This is a genomic window from Lentibacillus sp. (genome assembly GCF_035301925.1).
Taxonomy (GTDB): domain Bacteria; phylum Bacillota; class Bacilli; order Bacillales; family Amphibacillaceae; genus Lentibacillus.
The window spans coordinates 1-18,344 of record NZ_DATGTI010000144.1; the positions used below are offsets into that span (position 1 = coordinate 1).

An 18,344-nucleotide genomic window follows, 5' to 3' on the forward strand; every position below is an offset into this window, starting at 1 on the left:
TTGCTTAACTTTTTCAAAAAAATTTGAGTCACTTCACATTCATCTATCAAATAGTTGTTTTTGGAAAATCAGACTTTTTGACAGCCTCTACTAGACAAATTAAAACAGGCTAACCGTTTAGATTAGCCTGCTCAAATAAACATTTAATTCAATTAATGCTTAACCTTCTCCTTCTGCCTCAGCTCTATTCTCCTGATTTTTCCTGACGTTGTCTTTGGCAATTCATCAATAAATTCAATCTCTCTTGGGTATTTATATGGTGCAGTTAACACCTTGACATGATCTTGCAGTTCTTTGACCAAATCCGGATTACCGGCGTCAGCGCCTTCCTGTGGTACAATAAATGCTTTGACGATATTCCCGCGTACGTCATGCGGACTTGCCACAACTGCACACTCTTTAACAGACGGATGTTTGACTAATGCATCCTCCACTTCAAATGGCCCAATCGTATAGCCGGAACTGATGATAATATCGTCACTCCGTCCTTCAAACCAAAAATAGCCATCGTCATCTTTTGATGCCTGGTCACCGGTCACGTAATAATCACCACGCCGGGACATTTTTGTCCGCTCAGGATCCTTATAATATTCCCGGAACAATGCCGGACTGTCCAGTTTGACTGCAATATCACCAACTTCATTCGCCGGAACCGGATCACCATTTTCGTCAATGATGGCCACGTCATTCCCCGGTGTTGGCTTGCCCATGGATCCGGGTTTGACCGCCATACCTTCCATAAAACCTAACAATAGGGTGTTTTCTGTTTGACCATAACCATCACGAACCGTTATATCAAAATATTTCCGGAATGTGTCGATCACTTCACGATTCAGCGGCTCTCCTGCTGATACAGCACTGCGAAGCGCAGGTAGCTGATAATCATCCAGATTATCCACTTTCGCCATCAGCCGATATTCAGTCGGCGTACAACATAACACGTTGATCTCTTCATCCTGCAGCAGCCCCAAATATGTCTTCGGTTCAAACTTGCCTTGATAAACAAACCCGGTTGCGCCTGAACCAAGCACAGACAGGAATGGACTCCAAATCCATTTCTGCCAGCCCGGGCCTGCAGTTGCCCACACTTTGTCACCTTCCTTGATGCCAAGCCAATTTTCCGGGGCAGTCATCAGATGGGCATAACCCCAGCCATGTGTATGGATCACCCCTTTTGGATTACCGGTTGTCCCGGAAGTATACGATAAAAAGGCAATATCATCCCTTGTCGTCCCGGCCATATCCAGCTGATCCGATGCCGCTTTTTTCAATGCATCCAGGTCAAGCCAGCCATCAACTGATTTCCCAACTGAAAATAATGTCAATTGATCATATCCCTTAACACCCTTAAATTGATCAACAAACGGATAGTAGCTGACGACAGCACTAACCTCGCCATGGCTGATCCGGTATTGCAGATCTTTCGTTTTCAGCATTTCTGAACCTGGTATAACGATAATCCCGGTTTTTAGTGCGGCAAGATATGTTTCATATGCTTCGATTAACCGCGGAATCATCACGAGCACTTTATCGCCCTTTTTCAGCCCCTGTTCTTTGAAAACGTTACCAATTTTATTCACGTTTTTCATGAGCTGTTCATACGTCATTTCTTTGGACGAGCCATCTTGATCCTGCCAGATTAATGCATGTCTGTTTGGACTGGCTGCTGCAAAGCGTTCCATTTCCATCACAATATTGTAGTCTCTTGGAGCAATTAAATCGTCTCTGTTCATCTGATCAACTCCAATACTAGTATTATGTTTTATTGTATCAAAATTCGGGAAAATTTAAATAGAATATTAACACCTTGTTAATAAAAACATTTGACATTAAGCCAACAATTTTTTAAAAACCATACCTTTAATAGGACTTTTGTATTATACTTATGTGGCATAAATGTACCGAAATTTGATTCCGTTCTATAAGGGAGCTAAAAAGATGGGGACGAAAGAAAAGAAGTTAAATTTGCTGACACAGCTATTTAAAAAAAATAAGGTCAGCAATCATGAAAACAGTGTAAACATCGATAACATAAAAAATGACCACGCTTCTTTAGCGATGGATCACGAAGAACTGAAGCTAAATAAAAATCACCTGGAACATGCGCAGCAAATTGCGCAAATCGGCAGCTGGGAGTATATCATTGATGACGACACATTATCTTTCTCATCATATGCTCATGATATATTCGGATCTGAGCAAACAGATAGACATCTTTCATTGAATCAGGCTTTTGATTATGTACATCCAGATGACCGTGATAAGACGTATTCTATTGTCAGGCAAGCTGCTGAAAAGGGGATCGGTTGTGCAGCTGATTTTCGAATTTATCATGGAAAAACCGGGGAGCTGCGCTACCTGAAAGGGCAGGCTGAGGCGATATGGAAAGACAACAAACCATATAAACTGATCGGTGTTGTACATGACGACACAACCCAGCATCACCTGGAAAGCCGAATGGATGAGACCAAAAAGCGGAACAGATTGATACTGGATCATTTAAATGCAGGAATATGGCTGAAAGAATATACGACTGGAAGGACTGAATATGTATCAAAAGGAGCCAGTGAATTACTGCAATACCCGGTGCATAAACTCTGCGATGACCCCAACATCTGGGAAAATCTTATCCATCCTGATGAGAGAGAGGAAGTGCTCAACCGCCAGAAATTGCTGAAAGAAGGCGAAACACTGCACCATCAATACCGTATTCAGTGCGGTGATGGGACATTAAAATGGGTATATGATCAAACAGTGCCATGGTTTAATGATAAAGGGGAATTAACCTATCTGTTCGGGATGCTTGCTGATATTACACCTGAAATTGAAATGCAGAAACGACTTGAATATTTAGCAACGCATGACGCCCTTACTTCCCTGCCGAATCAACGCAGCCTATATGACAAGTTGGATACACTATGTGAAAGTGATATGTCTGAACCGTTTGCCTTGTATTATCTCGATTTAGATCGTTTTCAAATAATCAATGATTCCCTTGGCTACAATATTGGGGATGAAGTTCTTAAAAGGACTGCCAATCGAATCCTGTCGGTTATGCCGGATGGTGCATATCTTGCACGGATAAGCAGCAATGATTTTATTATGGTGGTTGACAACTGTTCATCAAGAGAATTTGTATTAGGGTTAGCTGAACAGATCATTGAAGTGGTTGAAAAACCATTTACGGTAGATGATTATGAGCTGCACCTGACAACCAGTATCGGTATCAGTTTTTATCCGGAAGATGGTGATGACAAACTTTCGTTACTCGAAAGTGCCCATGCAGCATTATATCGTGCCAAACAATTAGGCAAAAACAATTATCAGCTATACGCGTTCTCTAAAGATATTACATCCTACAAAAAGTTTGTGCTGGATAGAGATATGCGGAAAGCCATTCAAAATCAAGAGTTTGAGATCTATTACCAACCGCAAATCGAAACAGACACAGGGGTCATAACAGGAGCCGAAGCATTAATAAGATGGCATCATACCGATTGGGGACTTGTATCACCGGGCGAGTTTATGCCACTGGCTGAAGAAAACCATCTCGTCCATAAAATTGGGGAGTGGGTAATTGAAAATGTGTGCCGGCAATTACGTTCCTGGAAAGATCAGGGCTATAACTTACGCCCCATTTCCATAAACGTATCGCCCATTCAATTTATGAAACAAGGACTGGTCGAATTTGTTACAGAACAACTTAACCGGTTCGATATTCCGGCAAAATATCTGAAACTGGAAATAACAGAACGATCCTTGCTGAAAAACGAAAAAGTGGTATTGAATACGCTGGAGGGTTTAAAAGAATTAGGCGTTGCAATCGCCATTGATGACTTTGGAACCGGATTTTCATCACTGTTGTATTTAAAAGAATTCCACCCGGACATTATTAAAATCGATAAAGCATTTGTCCATAGTATCACGTCGGAAAACAACAGGGATTCAGCGTTCACCGCTTCGATTATTCATTTGGCAAAAGGTCTGAACATGAAAGCCATTGCTGAAGGTGTTGAAGAATATGAGCAGCTGGCGTTTCTGAAACAAAATGAATGTGATGAAATCCAGGGCTTTTTGTATTCCAGACCAGTGCCGCTGAAAACATTCAACCAAATGTTGGAAACCGGCTACCTGAAACCGACAAAACCAAAGTCTCACAAGCCACCGGAAGAAGAACGCAGACAATACTTCCGGCTTGATTTTCCAACCCCTTTAATTGGCGAAATGACCATTACAGAAATGAATGGGCGAAAGGTTAAACTCGGATCTGCTCAAATATTAATCGAAAACATAGGTCTCGGCGGTTTAAAAATATTTACATCACTAAAGTTGCCAGTTAACTCACCGATTAAACTGAACTTTAAACTTGTTTTAATGGGTGAATTATTCAGGCTGGATGGCAAATTGGTCTGGAAAAATGAATCAAAAGGCGATACATTCAACTATGGCATTGAGTTCAGTATATCGGAACAGGAAAAAGACAGACTCGCCGGTGTCATCAACAAAATGAGTGTTCTTGTAAGATTGAATCAACGGATTCCGGAAACCGATTTTATCGAAGGAAACCCGTATGCTTATCTGATGAAGCATCATCTCTAATATAAGAAAAAGCTGTCCCTCATTGGAAAGACAGCTTTTTCATTATTAAACTACGGTGCGTTAATAGCCATAAATCGGCCGTGGAAGTTTGTTTTTCAGCACAAGGTGATCCAGACTCCTGAATTGATAGCCTTGTTTTTTCAACGCCGTAATCATTTTATCCAATGCTTTGGCATTATCGGACGACACGGTGTGAAGCAGTATAATTGCTCCCGGATGGATATGGTCCATAATATTCTCATATGCGTATTGCCACCCTTTTTGTTCGCTGGTATTCCAATCAACGAATGCCAAGGACCAGAAAATATGGATATACCCCAGTTCATTCGCCCAATCGAGTGTATTTTCACTGAACATTCCTTTTGGCGGACGCATAAATTTAATATCTTTCTGGTCAGATACTTCCGCAACCGCCTCCTCCAATGTCTCCAATTCTTCCTTCATCGTTTCTCTTTTAACGATCGTAAAATCTGGATGATGGTACGAATGGTTTCCGATAATATGTCCTTCATCAGCTATTCGTTCAACCAAATCGGGCTGACTTTTCACATAATGCCCCGTTAGAAAAAAGGTTGCGGGGACTTTATGTCTCTTTAAAACATCAAGGATTTCATCGGTATACCCTTCCTCATAGCCATTATCAAATGTCAGATATACCACTTTTTCACCGGAAAAATCAGCATAGTATGCCCCATATTCATCAAGAATCTGTTTATATCGGCCAACGTCCGGAATTTCATGGTCGTCATTCTTTTTAAAACCCCAACCATAGCCACCGGCGGCATGAATCACATATTGAGAAGGAACACAAGCAAGAAAAAACAGGATAAGCGTCACTGCCATAAAAATGTATTGTCGCATACTATACCCCACCTATTTTTTCCTTACTTTGTCCATTTTTGTGTTCATTTATTCGCTGGGACTAGAGGACCATGGCCGCAATCCAGCCAAAAATAAGCAATGGAATGTTAAAGTGAATAAATGTCGGGACGCACGTATCCCAAATGTGATGGTGCTTGCCATCAGCGTTCAGTCCTGATGTCGGGCCAAGTGTACTATCTGATGCCGGTGAGCCTGCATCACCCAATGCTCCGGCCGTTCCAATCAGGGCAGCGGTCGCGAGTGTTGAAAAACCTGCTGACAGACAAATCGGGACAAAAAGTGCTGCCAGTATCGGAATCGTTCCAAATGATGAACCAATGCCAATCGTGACTATCAGCCCGACGAGCAATAATATAAGCGCAATGAGTGCCTGATTATCGCCGAGGAATCCAGATGACATCTCAACAAGTGCATTTACAGCGCCTGTATCTTCCAAAACTTTTCCAAAACCGGATGCAACCAGCATGACAAATGCGATTTGTCCCATCATCGCAATCCCATCAGCCATGACCTGATCGCCTTTTTTAAATGGAACAACGACAAGGGCAAACATCAGAACGAGCCCGGTCAGCGCACCTGCAATCAGGTTTTGGGTGAAGATTTGAACGATCAGTGCACCGACAACCGCAACCAAGGTTAAGGCATGCTTTTGGTTAAACGTGATGTTTTCCGTGGGTGGTGTGGTGAAATCTGCCCCACTGCCACCAGCACCCGGAATCGATTCGCGATCTTTCCGATATGTGAACAAGACCGCAATCAGGAGTCCGACAATCATCCCTGCACCTGGAATCAGCATCGCGAGTGCCGACTGTCCGATTGTAATATTCGTGCCGTTTTCGGTCATGCCGTTCTGAATGGTTTCGTGGAAAATCAGACCGAATCCAGCCGGGATCATGATATATGGCGCTTTTAACCCAAATGTCAGCGCTGCCGCCACACCACGGCGATCAACTTTCATTTCATCAAATAATTTTAGCAAAGGCGGTATTAATATCGGTACAAATGCAATATGCACCGGCACCAGGTTTTGCGACAAGCATGCAACACCGGCAATCGCCAATACCATCATCGTCTTCTTGCCGGTCAATACTTTGATTAAATAGTTGACAAGAATACTGGTGATCCCTGTATAACTGATCGCCACCGCAAAGGCACCAAGCAATATATAACTTAATGCAGTACTGGCCTGACCGCCCATGCCGCTGACCATCATTTCAATGGACTCAATGACCGACAGCCCGGACATCAGCCCTGCCGTCAGTGCTGCCGCAATAATGGCAATAATGACATTGATCCTTAACAGACTAAGGATCGTCAATACCAGTACAGATATGACAACAACCCATTCCATGTTCGTTTCCCCTCTCAAAATTTCTCTCTATCGATACTTTACTATGATAAAGTATTAAAGCGAGAAAATCAACCCTGGTAATGAAATTTATATAGAATATTGCTTTGAAATTGTGGAAGAGACGCTGTCAGGGCTGGTGGGTTGGAATTCGGAAAAATGTTTTAATGGGGACACCCATGTTTAGATATATCGTTATGCCGTTAATATATTATCTATCCGGTTGATATTTCGTTTTTCCGGTTGATAAAACCCCGCTGGAAAGTTTCCAGGGGGTTTTATCAAACCACTTTTATTCCTTCAACTGAAACGAAAATGAAACGTGATCCTGAATCGGAATCCATGCGCCTATACCTTGTTTGGTAATGTTTTTGATCACAATGGCTTTATCGTTGCCTTTTAATTGGAAGTACACTTCGCCAAATGTCACTTGACCTTTTTCATTAACTGCCGGTGCGTATGCCTGCAGTTCGCCGTATTTTTTTGCCGGTACACTATAGGAGTTTTCCTTTTTCGTATTTTTCCCGATGACCGTGGAGTAAGCCAGTGGCAGTTCGGTCTTATCTTTAGCTTTCAGAAGCATCATCTTCTTAATATCGTCGGGATTGGCAATTTTGTTCGTCAGCGCACCTTTAATTTCCTTTTTTTCCTGTTGGTTGTATTGCATTTTCTGCTCGGAATCGCCGCCGATATTATTGAGTTCATTCGAATTTATACTTTGATACTCCCAATTGATGTTTGTTTCGCTCGATTCATAATTCAATGGCCATCTGCCAATATAGACCATTCCCCTGTAGCCGAAAGCAATTGGGGAGGGGTTAATGGAGGTTTCGTTGAGCATCTTAATCAGATCCGGATTTTCCACCGGAACCTCTGCATTTTCAATTAATTCACTAGTCAGTTCACTTGGTTCAACCACTTCCTGATCCTCAGTTGAATTTGGGTACGTATTTTCCTTTGATATGTTCAATACATGATTCGGTATCTCAAACTCCTTTTTTGGGTCCTCTTTCTCCTCAGCCAAGCTACTAACAGGGATCAATAAAATCAATACCATTAAAATGGTGATACCATATCGTTTGTTCATGTGTCCCAGTCCTTTCAAAAAAAAGTGCTTCCGCTTCCAGCTGTTAAGCTTCAGCTTTAACGTTAGTTTTTTCGGACACATGAATATTATACCCGGCAATATTCAACGGCTTAACTCGATCGTTTCCAGCGTTTCTTCGATAGTGATGCTCTCCTCGACTGAACGGACCATCGAGCAGTTTTTCCGTGCTATTGCAAGATTTTTATACAGTTTTTCATCATCAAGATGATAACCCTTGATCACATAATGCAAGTCAATCCGTTCAATCCGGTTTGCCTCGTCCGGGTTGCGCTCGACATTTGCCATTATTGTCATATCAGCAATTTCGGTCCGCTGTTTTTTTAAAATTTTCCTGAAGACCGATGCACTGCAGCCTGCGATCGATGCGACCATCAATTGAAACGGGCGAAAACCATATGCTTCATCACCCGAAATATCCAGCTCTCCATAATCCAAATTAATGCGTACCCCTTCATCTTTCATATGAAATTCCATTGTTATTTTCAACTCCTTGATTTAAAATAATCTTTGTTATCATTTACCCTAAATATTAAAGCATAATGCGATTCAGATAAAATGTTTTCGCCTCAGCTAATTTTCATGACAGGGGAGAGACAAATATGGTTTCGGCACAGACAAGATTTTGGATATTGACGGCACTCGTCTTCATATCGGGTTTTTCGCAAGGGATGATCTTGCCATTACTTTCCATTATTCTTGAACAGAATGGTGTTTCTTCCTCTGTTAATGGCCTGCATGCTACCGGGTTGTATATCGGTGTGCTGATCGCGTCGCCTTTCATGGAAAAACCGATGCGCAAAATCGGGTTTAAACCGATGATTATGATCGGCGGTATGCTGGTATTCATGTCGTTAGCGTTATTCCCTGTCTGGCAGGCATTGTGGTTTTGGTTTATTCTGCGGGTTATGATTGGCATCGGGGATAATATGCTTCATTTCAGTACCCAGACCTGGATTACAACCACAAGTCCCAAGGAAAAACGCGGGAAAAATATTTCGCTTTATGGCCTGTCATTCGGACTCGGATTTGCAGTGGGACCGCTCATGACACGGCTTCTGGAAATCCACCAGGCATTGCCGTTTTTAGTATCCGCAATTCTCAGCATGCTTGTCTGGTCAACGATGTTTTTTGTCCGAAACAGTATGCCTGAGGACGATAACGTTCATAATGTCAGCAGTTCCAGCTCCATCAGCCGGTTCATCCAAACCGGAAAACTTGCCTGGGTTGCCCTTTTGCCGGCGTTTGGGTACGGATTTTTGGAAGCGACATTGCATGGTATTTTCCCTGTTTATGGTTTGCGGATCGGTCATGATGTAAACGTCTTATCCGTCATCATCCCTTTTTTTGCCGGTGCAAGCATTATTACACAAATCCCTTTAGGGGTATTAAGTGACCGTTTGGGAAGACGGAAAATTTTGCTGTCAGTCATATCAGGTGGCATTATCTGCTTTTTGTTCGCGGCGTTATTTGAAACATCTGTGATCGCTTTATTTATTGCCTTTGCCACTTCAGGTATGCTGGTCGGGTCACTGTATTCATTAGGCATTGCCTATATGACCGACCTGCTGCCGGCAGCGCTTCTACCGGCCGGCAACCTGATGACAGGCATTTCGTTCAGCATCGGCAGCCTGATCGGGCCTTATCTGGGCGGCTTATTTATTGAATACTTCCCCGGCGTTTCTTTTTTCTATGTTATTATTTTTATGCTCATCCTTACGCTGGCAGCGATCTTTTTCAAAAAAGACACGAGGCTGCAGCCGGGCCACAGCTAAAAAACGGGCGTTCCACACCGAAATGCCCGTTTTAATTTTAAAAAAACTACTGAACCTTGCTACCAGATGGTCCTGCATGATCGAAATGAAGCATTGATTCAACCTTTAGTAATCATGATCCATCAAATATGCTCCCATAAAAAACTGCCACATAACCGTGACAGCTCCCTATTTCAATATTGTTTTTTCCCGTAAGATGGCATTGATCACACCACCGATCATAATGATAATCCCGGTCAGATAAAACCAGATCATCAGAACAATGACCGATCCCAGGCTTCCATATGTCGCCGAGTAATTGCCCATCGCATTAACATAAAAGGAAAATGCCAATGAGGCCAGTTGCCAGCCGATCGTCGCAAACAGCGCTCCCCATACAGCATTTTTAAAATAAATCCGTGTATTGGGTGCCATACGGTAGAGTGCCAGCAGTACAACAAAAATAACAGCGGTCGATGCGACCCAGCGCAGTGTGTCCCATGTATTCAGGAAGCTTTCAGACACCCCGAAAAACGCGAAAATGTATTCACCGATCATCTTCCCGAAAACAGGGAGCAAAAAAGCCATGCAGATGACCAAAACCATGGCAATTGTTAAAATAATGGCAATGAGCCTTGTCACGATAAAAGACCGATCTTCGTCAACGTCATAAGCACGATTGAACCCCTTCATAATGGCGTTGATCCCATTTGATGCCGCCCAAAGTGTACCAATAATCCCAACCGACAATAATGACCCGCTCTGATGATTGACCAGATCGGTCACGTTCTCATTGATCAGCTGGGATATTTCACCGGGTGCATATTGTTCGATAAAACTGGTGATATCCGCCGTATCAAGCGGTAAATACCCGACCAGTGTCATTAAAAATAGCAGGAATGGAAAGAGTGAAAGCAATAAAAAATAGGCAAGCTGGGCTCCTATCCCAAAAATATCATCATCCGTTACGCGCTGAAACAATCTTTTCCCGAAATCCACAATCTCCTGCCACATGTTATCGCCCTCACATCATCGGTCTACAAATTATTATTCAGCTCTTCCCCATCCTTCTTATTTGTAAACTGATCCAATGTGTTCTCAACTTGTTCCAAAGCATTGATCGCGTTATCAGCACCTCTTGTGAATGTGTCATTAAAACGGTCAAAGGCATTTTTGGCATTTTTCACGGCTTCGGACGGACGTTTCATATAGTATGACGAACCACTTTTGACAACCGCCATTTTCCCTCTCGCGTAACTTCTTGCATCACGGTCCAATAATGAAAGAAGTCCACCTGCAATGGTACCGATCAATAACCCTAAGCATAATTTTTGTTTTCCCATCTGTCTTCGCTCCTTTAATGTTATAAATGATGTTTATTTCTGATACTGTTCAGCAATGCGCTGCAGCCCTCTGACACCAGCTCATACGTATAATCAAAATTTCCTGTGAAATATGGGTCCGGAACATCCACATCTCCCGCTTCATCGACAAAATCCATCAGCTTGGCAACTATCATGTCATCGCTGGTTTCGTCAAACGCCGACAAAGCACTGATATTCTGTTCATCCATCGCTACCAGATAGTCAAACTCGCCAAGATCCCTGTTTTGCAGTTGCCTTGCTTTCATGCCATCGTAAGAGATGTGCTGTTTATCCAGTATATCTCGTGTTCCTTCATGCGGTGCTTCACCAACGTGCCAGTGACCCAGCCCCGCTGAATCCACTTCGATTTTATCAGAAAGCCCCTCTTTTTTCACCAAATCCCGAAAAATAGCCTCGGCCATCGGGGAACGGCAAATATTCCCAAGACATAAGAACAATACACGTATCATACTTTCAACCCCTGCCCCATTAGTTTGTTATATCTATTAGACATTATAATGGGAGCTTTCCTCAAATGCCACCATTCGACAGGGGCAGGACGTCAAAAAAGTTTAAACAAGCGGCGCAATGCACGCTTCATCATTATTTTTTGCCGAATTGACATAACTTGCAACATCATAGGCCGTTAAATCGTCTGTTTCCAATGACGTCAGGAAATGGTGCGCTTCTTCAGGTGTCTGGTTACCTGTCTCAATCCACGCATCTTCCTTACCCTTTGGCAGAATAATCGGCATTCGGTGATGGATGTCCTGCATAAATCCATTCGCCTCTTTGGTCAGGATTGTGCATGTAAAAAGTTTTTTATCATCTTGTTCCCATTTATCCCACAGCCCGGCAAACGCAAACAGCCCGCGGTCCTCCAACTGGATCCGCTTTGGCTGTTTTTCGTTGCCATCACGCTTCCACTCATAAAAACTGTCCGCGACAATCAGGCAGCGCTTCCGTGCCATGAGTCGTTTGAAACTTGGCTTTTCATGTGCTGTTTCACTGCGGGCATTGATCATTTTATAACCGATTTTTTCATCGTTTGCCCATGACGGGACAAGCCCCCAGCGCAAATAGCCGGCCCGTTTTTGCTTACCATCGTGAATGATGGCGAGCACATTTTGTCCGGGGGCAACATTATAGCTAGGTTGATAATCGTCAATCGGCTGATCAATCCCGAATTCGTCCAAAATGTCCACCTCATCGGCAAGCAATGTATAACGTCCACACATGGTTTCACGCCTCCCATCTAAAAAATTCGGCATCCGCCTCATTCCTCAGAGCTGGATGTCAGAGGTCAGATTTGAAGAAATCGGCGGACAGCCGATTTCAATATTTTAAAAAATGCTTAAATCCCACTGGGTGGCAATATGGCGAAGCAAGCGGAATCCGGCAACACTGTTTCCCTTTTCTCCAAGTGCGGGGCCGTATACGCCGATTCCGCAGCCATCGGTAAATGGCATGGTTTCATCACGAACCCTTGGTGGGACCGCAGCCAAGATACCCCCGGACACACCGCTTTTTGCCGGAATGCCGACATAGGTGGCAAATTTCCCTGACGCATCATACATCCCGCATGTCAGCATGAGTGCCTTCGTTATCCGGGTAACTTGCCTCGGAATCACTTCTTCACCATTTTTGGGATCCATTCCATCATTGGCAAGGATTATGCCAATCCGTGCCAGATCGTCTATCGTCACCTCAATTGAACATTGTTTGAAATATGTTTCCAGCGTGATATCCAAATCGGATTCCAAAAAACCGACTTCCAATAAATAATAACCGATTGCCCGATTCCTAGTTGATGATTCCCGTTCTGACTCATAGACGTCAACATTTAATTCAGGACGATAGCCCAGCATATCTTCAAGCAATTTGAATACCGGTTCGAGCCGTTCATCCGGCGTGTTCCCCGGCAGCGTGGAGGTCACTGTAATCGCTCCGGCATTATTAAACGGATTAAGCGGTTTTTTAACCTGTTTCATTTCCAGGTGCATGATGGAATTAAATGCCTCGCCGGTCGGCTCCACATCAACCCTTTGCAGCATATACGAAACACCGCGCTCCATACAGGCCACGATAAAGGTGATGGCTTTTGAAATGCTTTGCAATGTAAACGGAATCTCCGTATCACCTGAACGGACCGTCAACCCGTCTTTGCCGATGATCACAATGCCCAAATCATTGGGATCGGCTTTCTGCAATTCCGGAATATAGGATGCAACATTGCCTTCATCCGTATTTTTTCGGTAAAAGGCTACCCAGTCATCGACATATTGCTGCAGCCACTCCTGTGTTTCGCCCGTGTTCCAATTTGCTATTCCCTGTACCATACAATCACCTCTCGTCATAGTATGTCTTTATGGCGCGGAATTCTTCACGATTTATGCCAAAAATAATATCGAATGATTCCAAAATCATGAGAAACACTTACGCTTTATAGAATACCTATTCCGTTATCGGCATTGTATCACTGGAAGCCTCAACTCGTTTGGCAGTCCGTTTTGAGTAAAGTGCTTGTTCGATGACCATCTGGAGTTCCGCGGCCAGTTCGCCATGTTTTTTATCCTGGTAATCATCCGGGTAAATAGGATCGTTTATCGTCAGTGTGATGGTTGACGTGCCGACCATGCCGTTGCCTTCTTCAAGTAATTGATGCGTGCCGTCAATCGCTACAGGGACAATCGGTACGTTTGCCTTTGTCGCCAGCCTGAGGCTCCCGGACTTAAACGTATTCAGCTTATTACCTTTGCCTCTTGTGCCCTCGGGGAAAATGACGATGGAATGCCCTTCTTTTAAGTTAGCTATTCCCTGATTAATCGCTTTGACCGATTGGCGCCGGTCGCTCCGGTCGATAAATACACAATGCAAGAGTTCCATCCAGCTGCTGACAACCGGCAGTTTGTTAATCTCCTTTTTGGCAATGAATCCAATCGGTTTACCCAAGTGGCCCAGCAACGCTAAAATGTCAAACAGCCCCTGATGATTGGCCACCACCAGGACAGGACCGTCCGGCAATTTTTCCCTGCCGGTTACATGGACGTCCGAATTTGTCTTATTGATGATTTTTTGCGAAACATCTTTTGGCGTGGCGAAAATTTGATCCATAGTGACCGCCGTTCCGGAGTGATTTAATTTTCGTTTAACCTGCAGCAATTTGAACCAGGCACCAAGTATCAATATCCCTGCATACAAATAAATTTTAAGGCTCCAAATCATTTGACCCGCCTCCTATTGACACTTTTATTATACCGCTGAAAGGGGATTGTGAAAAGAAACTTGGCATGCTGTCTAAACTCCGGCAATATTCCAAACATGATTTATTCACTTGTTTTTTAAGACGATCGGGGGTAGGATTGAATCCTGAGATTATTGAGAAAGGCGTCATAACATGAATAAACGGGTCTACTTTTTGATGGTTGTCGCATTCGTTGTCGGAATGGTCGAATTGATTATCGGTGGGATATTGGACTTGATGGCCGCTGATTTAAATGTCAGTCTTGGTAAGGTTGGCTTACTGATTACTATATTTTCATTCATTTTTGCGATTGGTTCACCCATTTTATTAATTCTCACGTCCAATATAGAACGAAAACGGCTGACACTTGTTTCATTGGGTGTATTTCTCGTGGGAAATCTGGTGACTGTGTTCAGCCCGACATATAGTGTTGTTTTTATTGGGAGAGTTATTTCCGCGTTAAGCGGAGCCTTGCTGATTATTTTATGTCTGACCATTGCACCATCGATTGTCGAACATAAATATCGCGGGCGTGCCATCGGAATTGTTTCCATGGGTGTCAGCGCGTCCATTGTGCTCGGTCTTCCCGTCGGATTGATACTGGGTAATACATTTGGATGGCGCGCCCCGTTTGTCTTGATTACGCTATTGACTGTTCTTTCAATGGCTGGTGTGTTTTTCCTGATGGATCGTGTAGAACCAAAACCTTCCAGCTCAATTAAGGATCAGCTGGCAACCCTGAAAAACCGGAAAATATTTTTCGGCCAATCGATAACCTTTCTGTTCATGACAGGTCATACAATCCTTTATGCTTATCTGACGCCTTTTTCCAAAACAGCCTTGGGAGTGGACGGGACCTGGGTCAGTATCATTTATCTGATTTTTGGTGTCGCAGCCGTAAGTGGTGGCGGCATTGGCGGTGCTTTATCCGATACCATTGGCGCAAAACGCACTATTATGCTCACCACGATCCTGTTTGTTCTGACAATATTTTCCATACCCTATACAACATTTGCACTGCCCGCGTTTTTAGTCATCCTGATCATTTGGGGAATATTGAGCTGGGCATTATCTCCCGCTACCCAAAGTTATCTGATTACCTTATCACCTGAAACGTCAGACATTCAGCAAAGCCTTAATAATTCAGCACTTCATCTTGGTATTGCCTTTGGGTCAATGATTGGCGGGCTGGTTATTGAGCGTACCTCCGTTGAACAAAATGCCACAGTTGGCGGACTGTTTGTTATTCTTTCGGTCGGAGCCGCGCTAATTTCGATGTATGGGCAAAAGAATTCAGAGAAAACACACATAAGAGGAACTGACTCCTGAGCTACGGGTTTCATTACCTATTAAAATGACCGTCAAATTAGAGAAATGTAAGCAGTATATTTTCATTGCAAATGGGTGCAATGAACGATCGTTTTGAATGTTATGCTATGATCGAATTGGACTTATTACGGGAGGTTAAAGCATTTATTAACATTGATAAGCTAACTTTAGATTCTAATAATTAAATGGCAAGTATCAATTTGACGATACTTGCCATTTAATTTAGAAAGGGAAACCTTGATGATCAGACCCTTTTCTGTTGATTTACTTCCCAATAAACTGCTGTGTCCAATGGTTGCCTTGTTCAACGTAGCCAACGCCGATGTGCGTGAAGTTCGGATTCATGATATTTTCACGGTGGCCTTCACTGTTCATCCACCCATCCACAACTTGCTGTGGTGTGCGCTGTCCTTTGGCAATGTTTTCACCGGCAGTCCGATAAGAAATACCATACTGTTTCATCATATCAAATGGTGACCCATAAGTCGGGCTGTCATGTGAAAAATAGTTATTGGCTGCCATATCACGGGATTTTTCACGTGCTACTTTACTTAATTCCGTGTCAACCTTAAGCGGCTCCAAACCTTGTGCCTGGCGTTCCTGGTTTGTCAGCTCAACCACTTGCTGTTCAAATTCATTCAGTTGTTGTGATTGTGATTGATTTTGCTGATCCTGCTGTTCAGCCGGTTGTTGTGGTGCCTCTGCTTTCGGCTGCTCAGTTTGCTGATCTTCTTGCTTGTCTGATTCTTGCTGTTCTGATTTATCCTGCTGCTGTGTTGAGTCGTTATTGTTTTCAGGCTGCTCCTGATTCTGCTCCGGTTTATCTTGTTTTGGCTGTTCATGATTGTTTTGCAGCTTGTCCCAATTCCAATTGATTTGCGGGAAATATTTATTTAAATAGTTACCGAACCGATCATTTGAATGCTCAGTCCAGTCACTCCCGTTAACAGAATAATAGACTTTGTGCTGATAGGATTGATTTTGTGATTGATCCTGTGATGAACCAGTGCTTGCAGAGGCATCTGCAGTTGTTTGAAATGCACCGCCAAATAGCAATGCTGCGGTCAGTGAACCGACCATTATTTTGTTAAACATTGAAGTCACCTCTCCTGTGTTTTTATTTGCAAAATCATCATACCATGCATTTTTTGTAATATTCTTGGCATCGATTTCCATGAGGGTATCGTTTCTTGTATTTTTCAGAAAATGGCACAGCAACAGGACATCAAAATAGAATATTGCAGGAAAAGGTTTTATCCAATGGTAAAAATTACAGCAAAATGGCTATTGACACATGTCCGAATGACGCCTGTTTGTTACAATCAGCTGCGATTTGTAAACGAAATGTCACTTGATTTTCTGCTGATTATAAGTTGAAATTGAAGAAGAATGAGATTTGATGGGAAAGCTCGGATTCTAACTCAGCCAATATTTGTAAGTCATTTTCTACCCCCAAAAACTATGATAAATTATAGAAGGTTATAGTAGTGAAATGTGGACTTTTCCGCATAACTCATTTGAAATGTATTCCTATTTTCATTAAATAGATTTCATTACATCATTGGAGGAGCATAACATGTTATCAACCGCAGAAATCGGAATTGATTTGGGTACGGCTAATATATTGATCTATTCCAAAACAAAAGGAATTGTATTGAACGAGCCATCTGTTGTGGCGATTGATCTAAATACGAAAAATGTTGTCGCTGTCGGATCAGAAGCAAAGGAAATGGTCGGAAAAACACCGCAAAACATCATCCCGATCCGCCCCTTGAAAGATGGTGTGATTGCGGATTATGACGTGACAGCACAATTGCTGAAGGCATTATTGAAGAAAGTCAGTAAGAAAATGGGCTTGTCCATGCGCAAGCCGACTGTTGTCGTATGCACGCCATCCGGAAGTACCACCGTTGAACGACGTGCAATCCATAATGCCGTTTCCAGCTATGGCGCAAAACATGTGCATTTGATTGAAGAACCGGTCGCATCAGCAATCGGCGCCGACTTACCGGTCGATGAGCCTATCGCCAATGTCACAGTTGATATTGGCGGCGGGACTTCCGAAGTTGGTATCATCTCATTCGGTGGCGTTGTATCCTGCAATTCCATCCGCACCGGTGGCGATAAAATGGATGAGGAAATCGTCAACTATATCCGGAAAAAATACAATATCCTAATCGGGGAACGTACCGCCGAAAACATTAAAATGGAGATTGGCCATGCAGATGAAAACCATACAGAAGAATTCATGGATGTTCGCGGGCGTGACATGGTAACCGGCTTACCGAAAACAATATCAGTATCTTCTAAAGAGGTTTATTCTGCACTCAGTGAATCGCTGGAACAAATTCTCGAAACCATCCAGTCAACACTGGAGAACTGCCCGCCTGAACTAAGCGGGGATATCGTGGATCATGGTATAGTACTGACCGGGGGCGGCTCCCAGCTGAATGGGCTACAAGATTGGCTATCAGAAGAAATTGCCGTCCCTGTTCATCTCGCCCCGAACCCGCTTGAATCCGTGGCAATCGGAACCGGACGTTCACTGAAAATGATCTCCAAACTGCAGAAAGCTGCAAAATAATATTGTTAATGCCGATCTGGGCCTACTGAAGCAAAAAACCGTGCTTGCCAATCAATAAAATGGCACACGGTTTTTTTAATGGTTTGACGGCGTTATACTACCAGGATGAAGTATGTGTTCCCTGGAACGTATGCT

At 43.3% G+C, this 18,344-nt stretch carries 16 protein-coding genes; 4 read left to right on the top strand and 12 right to left on the bottom strand.

The window, feature by feature from the left end; all coding sequences use genetic code 11:
• Nucleotides 1–152: 152 nt before the first annotated feature.
• Nucleotides 153–1,733 (bottom strand): acyl-CoA synthetase MbcS, encoded by a 1,581-nt coding sequence (gene mbcS / locus VK080_RS11730; protein WP_324224948.1) that lies wholly within the window; start codon nt 1,731–1,733, stop codon nt 153–155.
• 205 nt (nt 1,734–1,938) lie between these two features.
• On the opposite strand from mbcS, the gene VK080_RS11735 reads away from it, so the two are divergent.
• Nucleotides 1,939–4,599: an EAL domain-containing protein gene (locus VK080_RS11735; RefSeq protein ID WP_324224949.1), complete on the top strand. Its 2,661-nt coding sequence runs from the start codon at nt 1,939–1,941 to the stop codon at nt 4,597–4,599.
• Nucleotides 4,600–4,659: 60 nt separating this feature from the next.
• Here the strand turns inward: VK080_RS11735 and pdaA are convergent, their stop codons facing one another.
• The 4 genes from pdaA to VK080_RS11755 form a co-directional block, all read right to left on the bottom strand.
• Complete coding sequence (gene pdaA, locus VK080_RS11740) at nt 4,660–5,460, bottom strand: delta-lactam-biosynthetic de-N-acetylase (protein WP_324224950.1); 801 nt, start codon at nt 5,458–5,460, stop codon at nt 4,660–4,662.
• Nucleotides 5,461–5,521: 61 nt separating this feature from the next.
• The gene (locus VK080_RS11745) at nt 5,522–6,832 is read right to left on the bottom strand and encodes a Na+/H+ antiporter family protein (RefSeq protein ID WP_324224951.1); all 1,311 of its coding nucleotides are present in this window, start codon (nt 6,830–6,832) and stop codon (nt 5,522–5,524) included.
• Between the two features lie 289 nt (nt 6,833–7,121).
• Nucleotides 7,122–7,916 (bottom strand): YfkD family protein, encoded by a 795-nt coding sequence (locus VK080_RS11750; protein ID WP_324224952.1) that lies wholly within the window; start codon nt 7,914–7,916, stop codon nt 7,122–7,124.
• Nucleotides 7,917–8,018: 102 nt separating this feature from the next.
• Complete coding sequence (locus tag VK080_RS11755; protein WP_324224953.1) at nt 8,019–8,411, bottom strand: OsmC family protein; 393 nt, start codon at nt 8,409–8,411, stop codon at nt 8,019–8,021.
• Nucleotides 8,412–8,536: 125 nt separating this feature from the next.
• Between VK080_RS11755 and VK080_RS11760 the strand changes: the two genes are divergently transcribed.
• Nucleotides 8,537–9,709: an MFS transporter gene (locus VK080_RS11760; RefSeq protein ID WP_324224954.1), complete on the top strand. Its 1,173-nt coding sequence runs from the start codon at nt 8,537–8,539 to the stop codon at nt 9,707–9,709.
• A 168-nt stretch (nt 9,710–9,877) separates the two neighbouring features.
• Here the strand turns inward: VK080_RS11760 and VK080_RS11765 are convergent, their stop codons facing one another.
• From VK080_RS11765 to VK080_RS11790, 6 genes are all read right to left on the bottom strand, one after another.
• Nucleotides 9,878–10,702 (bottom strand): YihY/virulence factor BrkB family protein, encoded by an 825-nt coding sequence (locus VK080_RS11765; protein ID WP_324224955.1) that lies wholly within the window; start codon nt 10,700–10,702, stop codon nt 9,878–9,880.
• 23 nt (nt 10,703–10,725) lie between these two features.
• A complete protein-coding gene (locus VK080_RS11770; RefSeq protein ID WP_324224956.1) occupies nt 10,726–11,031 on the bottom strand; it encodes a YtxH domain-containing protein in 306 nt (101 codons plus the stop codon).
• 20 nt (nt 11,032–11,051) lie between these two features.
• Entirely contained in the window at nt 11,052–11,522 is a 471-nt protein-coding gene (locus VK080_RS11775; RefSeq protein ID WP_324224957.1) for a low molecular weight protein-tyrosine-phosphatase, read from the bottom strand.
• A gap of 102 nt (nt 11,523–11,624) precedes the next feature.
• Nucleotides 11,625–12,290, bottom strand: a complete 666-nt coding sequence (locus tag VK080_RS11780) for an SOS response-associated peptidase (RefSeq protein ID WP_324224958.1) — start codon at nt 12,288–12,290, stop codon at nt 11,625–11,627.
• A gap of 105 nt (nt 12,291–12,395) precedes the next feature.
• Nucleotides 12,396–13,391 (bottom strand): glutaminase, encoded by a 996-nt coding sequence (locus VK080_RS11785; RefSeq protein WP_324224959.1) that lies wholly within the window; start codon nt 13,389–13,391, stop codon nt 12,396–12,398.
• A 115-nt stretch (nt 13,392–13,506) separates the two neighbouring features.
• Nucleotides 13,507–14,277, bottom strand: coding sequence for a lysophospholipid acyltransferase family protein (locus tag VK080_RS11790; RefSeq protein ID WP_324224960.1), 771 nt, complete (start codon nt 14,275–14,277; stop codon nt 13,507–13,509).
• A gap of 172 nt (nt 14,278–14,449) precedes the next feature.
• Here VK080_RS11790 and VK080_RS11795 point away from each other — a divergent pair, with 172 nt between their 5' ends.
• On the top strand, nt 14,450–15,625 hold the full coding sequence (locus VK080_RS11795; protein ID WP_324224961.1) for an MFS transporter: 1,176 nt from the start codon (nt 14,450–14,452) through the stop codon (nt 15,623–15,625).
• A gap of 264 nt (nt 15,626–15,889) precedes the next feature.
• Here the strand turns inward: VK080_RS11795 and VK080_RS11800 are convergent, their stop codons facing one another.
• A complete protein-coding gene (locus VK080_RS11800; RefSeq protein WP_324224962.1) occupies nt 15,890–16,720 on the bottom strand; it encodes a CAP domain-containing protein in 831 nt (276 codons plus the stop codon).
• 481 nt (nt 16,721–17,201) lie between these two features.
• Between VK080_RS11800 and mreBH the strand changes: the two genes are divergently transcribed.
• Nucleotides 17,202–18,209: a rod-share determining protein MreBH gene (gene mreBH, locus VK080_RS11805; protein WP_324224963.1), complete on the top strand. Its 1,008-nt coding sequence runs from the start codon at nt 17,202–17,204 to the stop codon at nt 18,207–18,209.
• The last annotated feature ends 135 nt before the right edge of the window (nt 18,210–18,344 follow it).

Excerpts from the sequence above, each read along its gene's own strand:
- mbcS (WP_324224948.1), bottom strand. The coding sequence starts at position 1,733 with ATGAACAGAGACGATTTAATTGCTCCAAGAGACTACAATATTGTGATG.
- VK080_RS11735 (WP_324224949.1), top strand. The coding sequence starts at position 1,939 with ATGGGGACGAAAGAAAAGAAGTTAAATTTGCTGACACAGCTATTTAAA.
- pdaA (WP_324224950.1), bottom strand. The coding sequence starts at position 5,460 with ATGCGACAATACATTTTTATGGCAGTGACGCTTATCCTGTTTTTTCTT.
- VK080_RS11745 (WP_324224951.1), bottom strand. The coding sequence starts at position 6,832 with ATGGAATGGGTTGTTGTCATATCTGTACTGGTATTGACGATCCTTAGT.
- VK080_RS11750 (WP_324224952.1), bottom strand. The coding sequence starts at position 7,916 with ATGAACAAACGATATGGTATCACCATTTTAATGGTATTGATTTTATTG.
- VK080_RS11755 (WP_324224953.1), bottom strand. The coding sequence starts at position 8,411 with ATGGAATTTCATATGAAAGATGAAGGGGTACGCATTAATTTGGATTAT.
- VK080_RS11760 (WP_324224954.1), top strand. The coding sequence starts at position 8,537 with ATGGTTTCGGCACAGACAAGATTTTGGATATTGACGGCACTCGTCTTC.
- VK080_RS11765 (WP_324224955.1), bottom strand. The coding sequence starts at position 10,702 with ATGTGGCAGGAGATTGTGGATTTCGGGAAAAGATTGTTTCAGCGCGTA.
- VK080_RS11770 (WP_324224956.1), bottom strand. The coding sequence starts at position 11,031 with ATGGGAAAACAAAAATTATGCTTAGGGTTATTGATCGGTACCATTGCA.
- VK080_RS11775 (WP_324224957.1), bottom strand. The coding sequence starts at position 11,522 with ATGATACGTGTATTGTTCTTATGTCTTGGGAATATTTGCCGTTCCCCG.
- VK080_RS11780 (WP_324224958.1), bottom strand. The coding sequence starts at position 12,290 with ATGTGTGGACGTTATACATTGCTTGCCGATGAGGTGGACATTTTGGAC.
- VK080_RS11785 (WP_324224959.1), bottom strand. The coding sequence starts at position 13,391 with ATGGTACAGGGAATAGCAAATTGGAACACGGGCGAAACACAGGAGTGG.
- VK080_RS11790 (WP_324224960.1), bottom strand. The coding sequence starts at position 14,277 with ATGATTTGGAGCCTTAAAATTTATTTGTATGCAGGGATATTGATACTT.
- VK080_RS11795 (WP_324224961.1), top strand. The coding sequence starts at position 14,450 with ATGAATAAACGGGTCTACTTTTTGATGGTTGTCGCATTCGTTGTCGGA.
- VK080_RS11800 (WP_324224962.1), bottom strand. The coding sequence starts at position 16,720 with ATGTTTAACAAAATAATGGTCGGTTCACTGACCGCAGCATTGCTATTT.
- mreBH (WP_324224963.1), top strand. The coding sequence starts at position 17,202 with ATGTTATCAACCGCAGAAATCGGAATTGATTTGGGTACGGCTAATATA.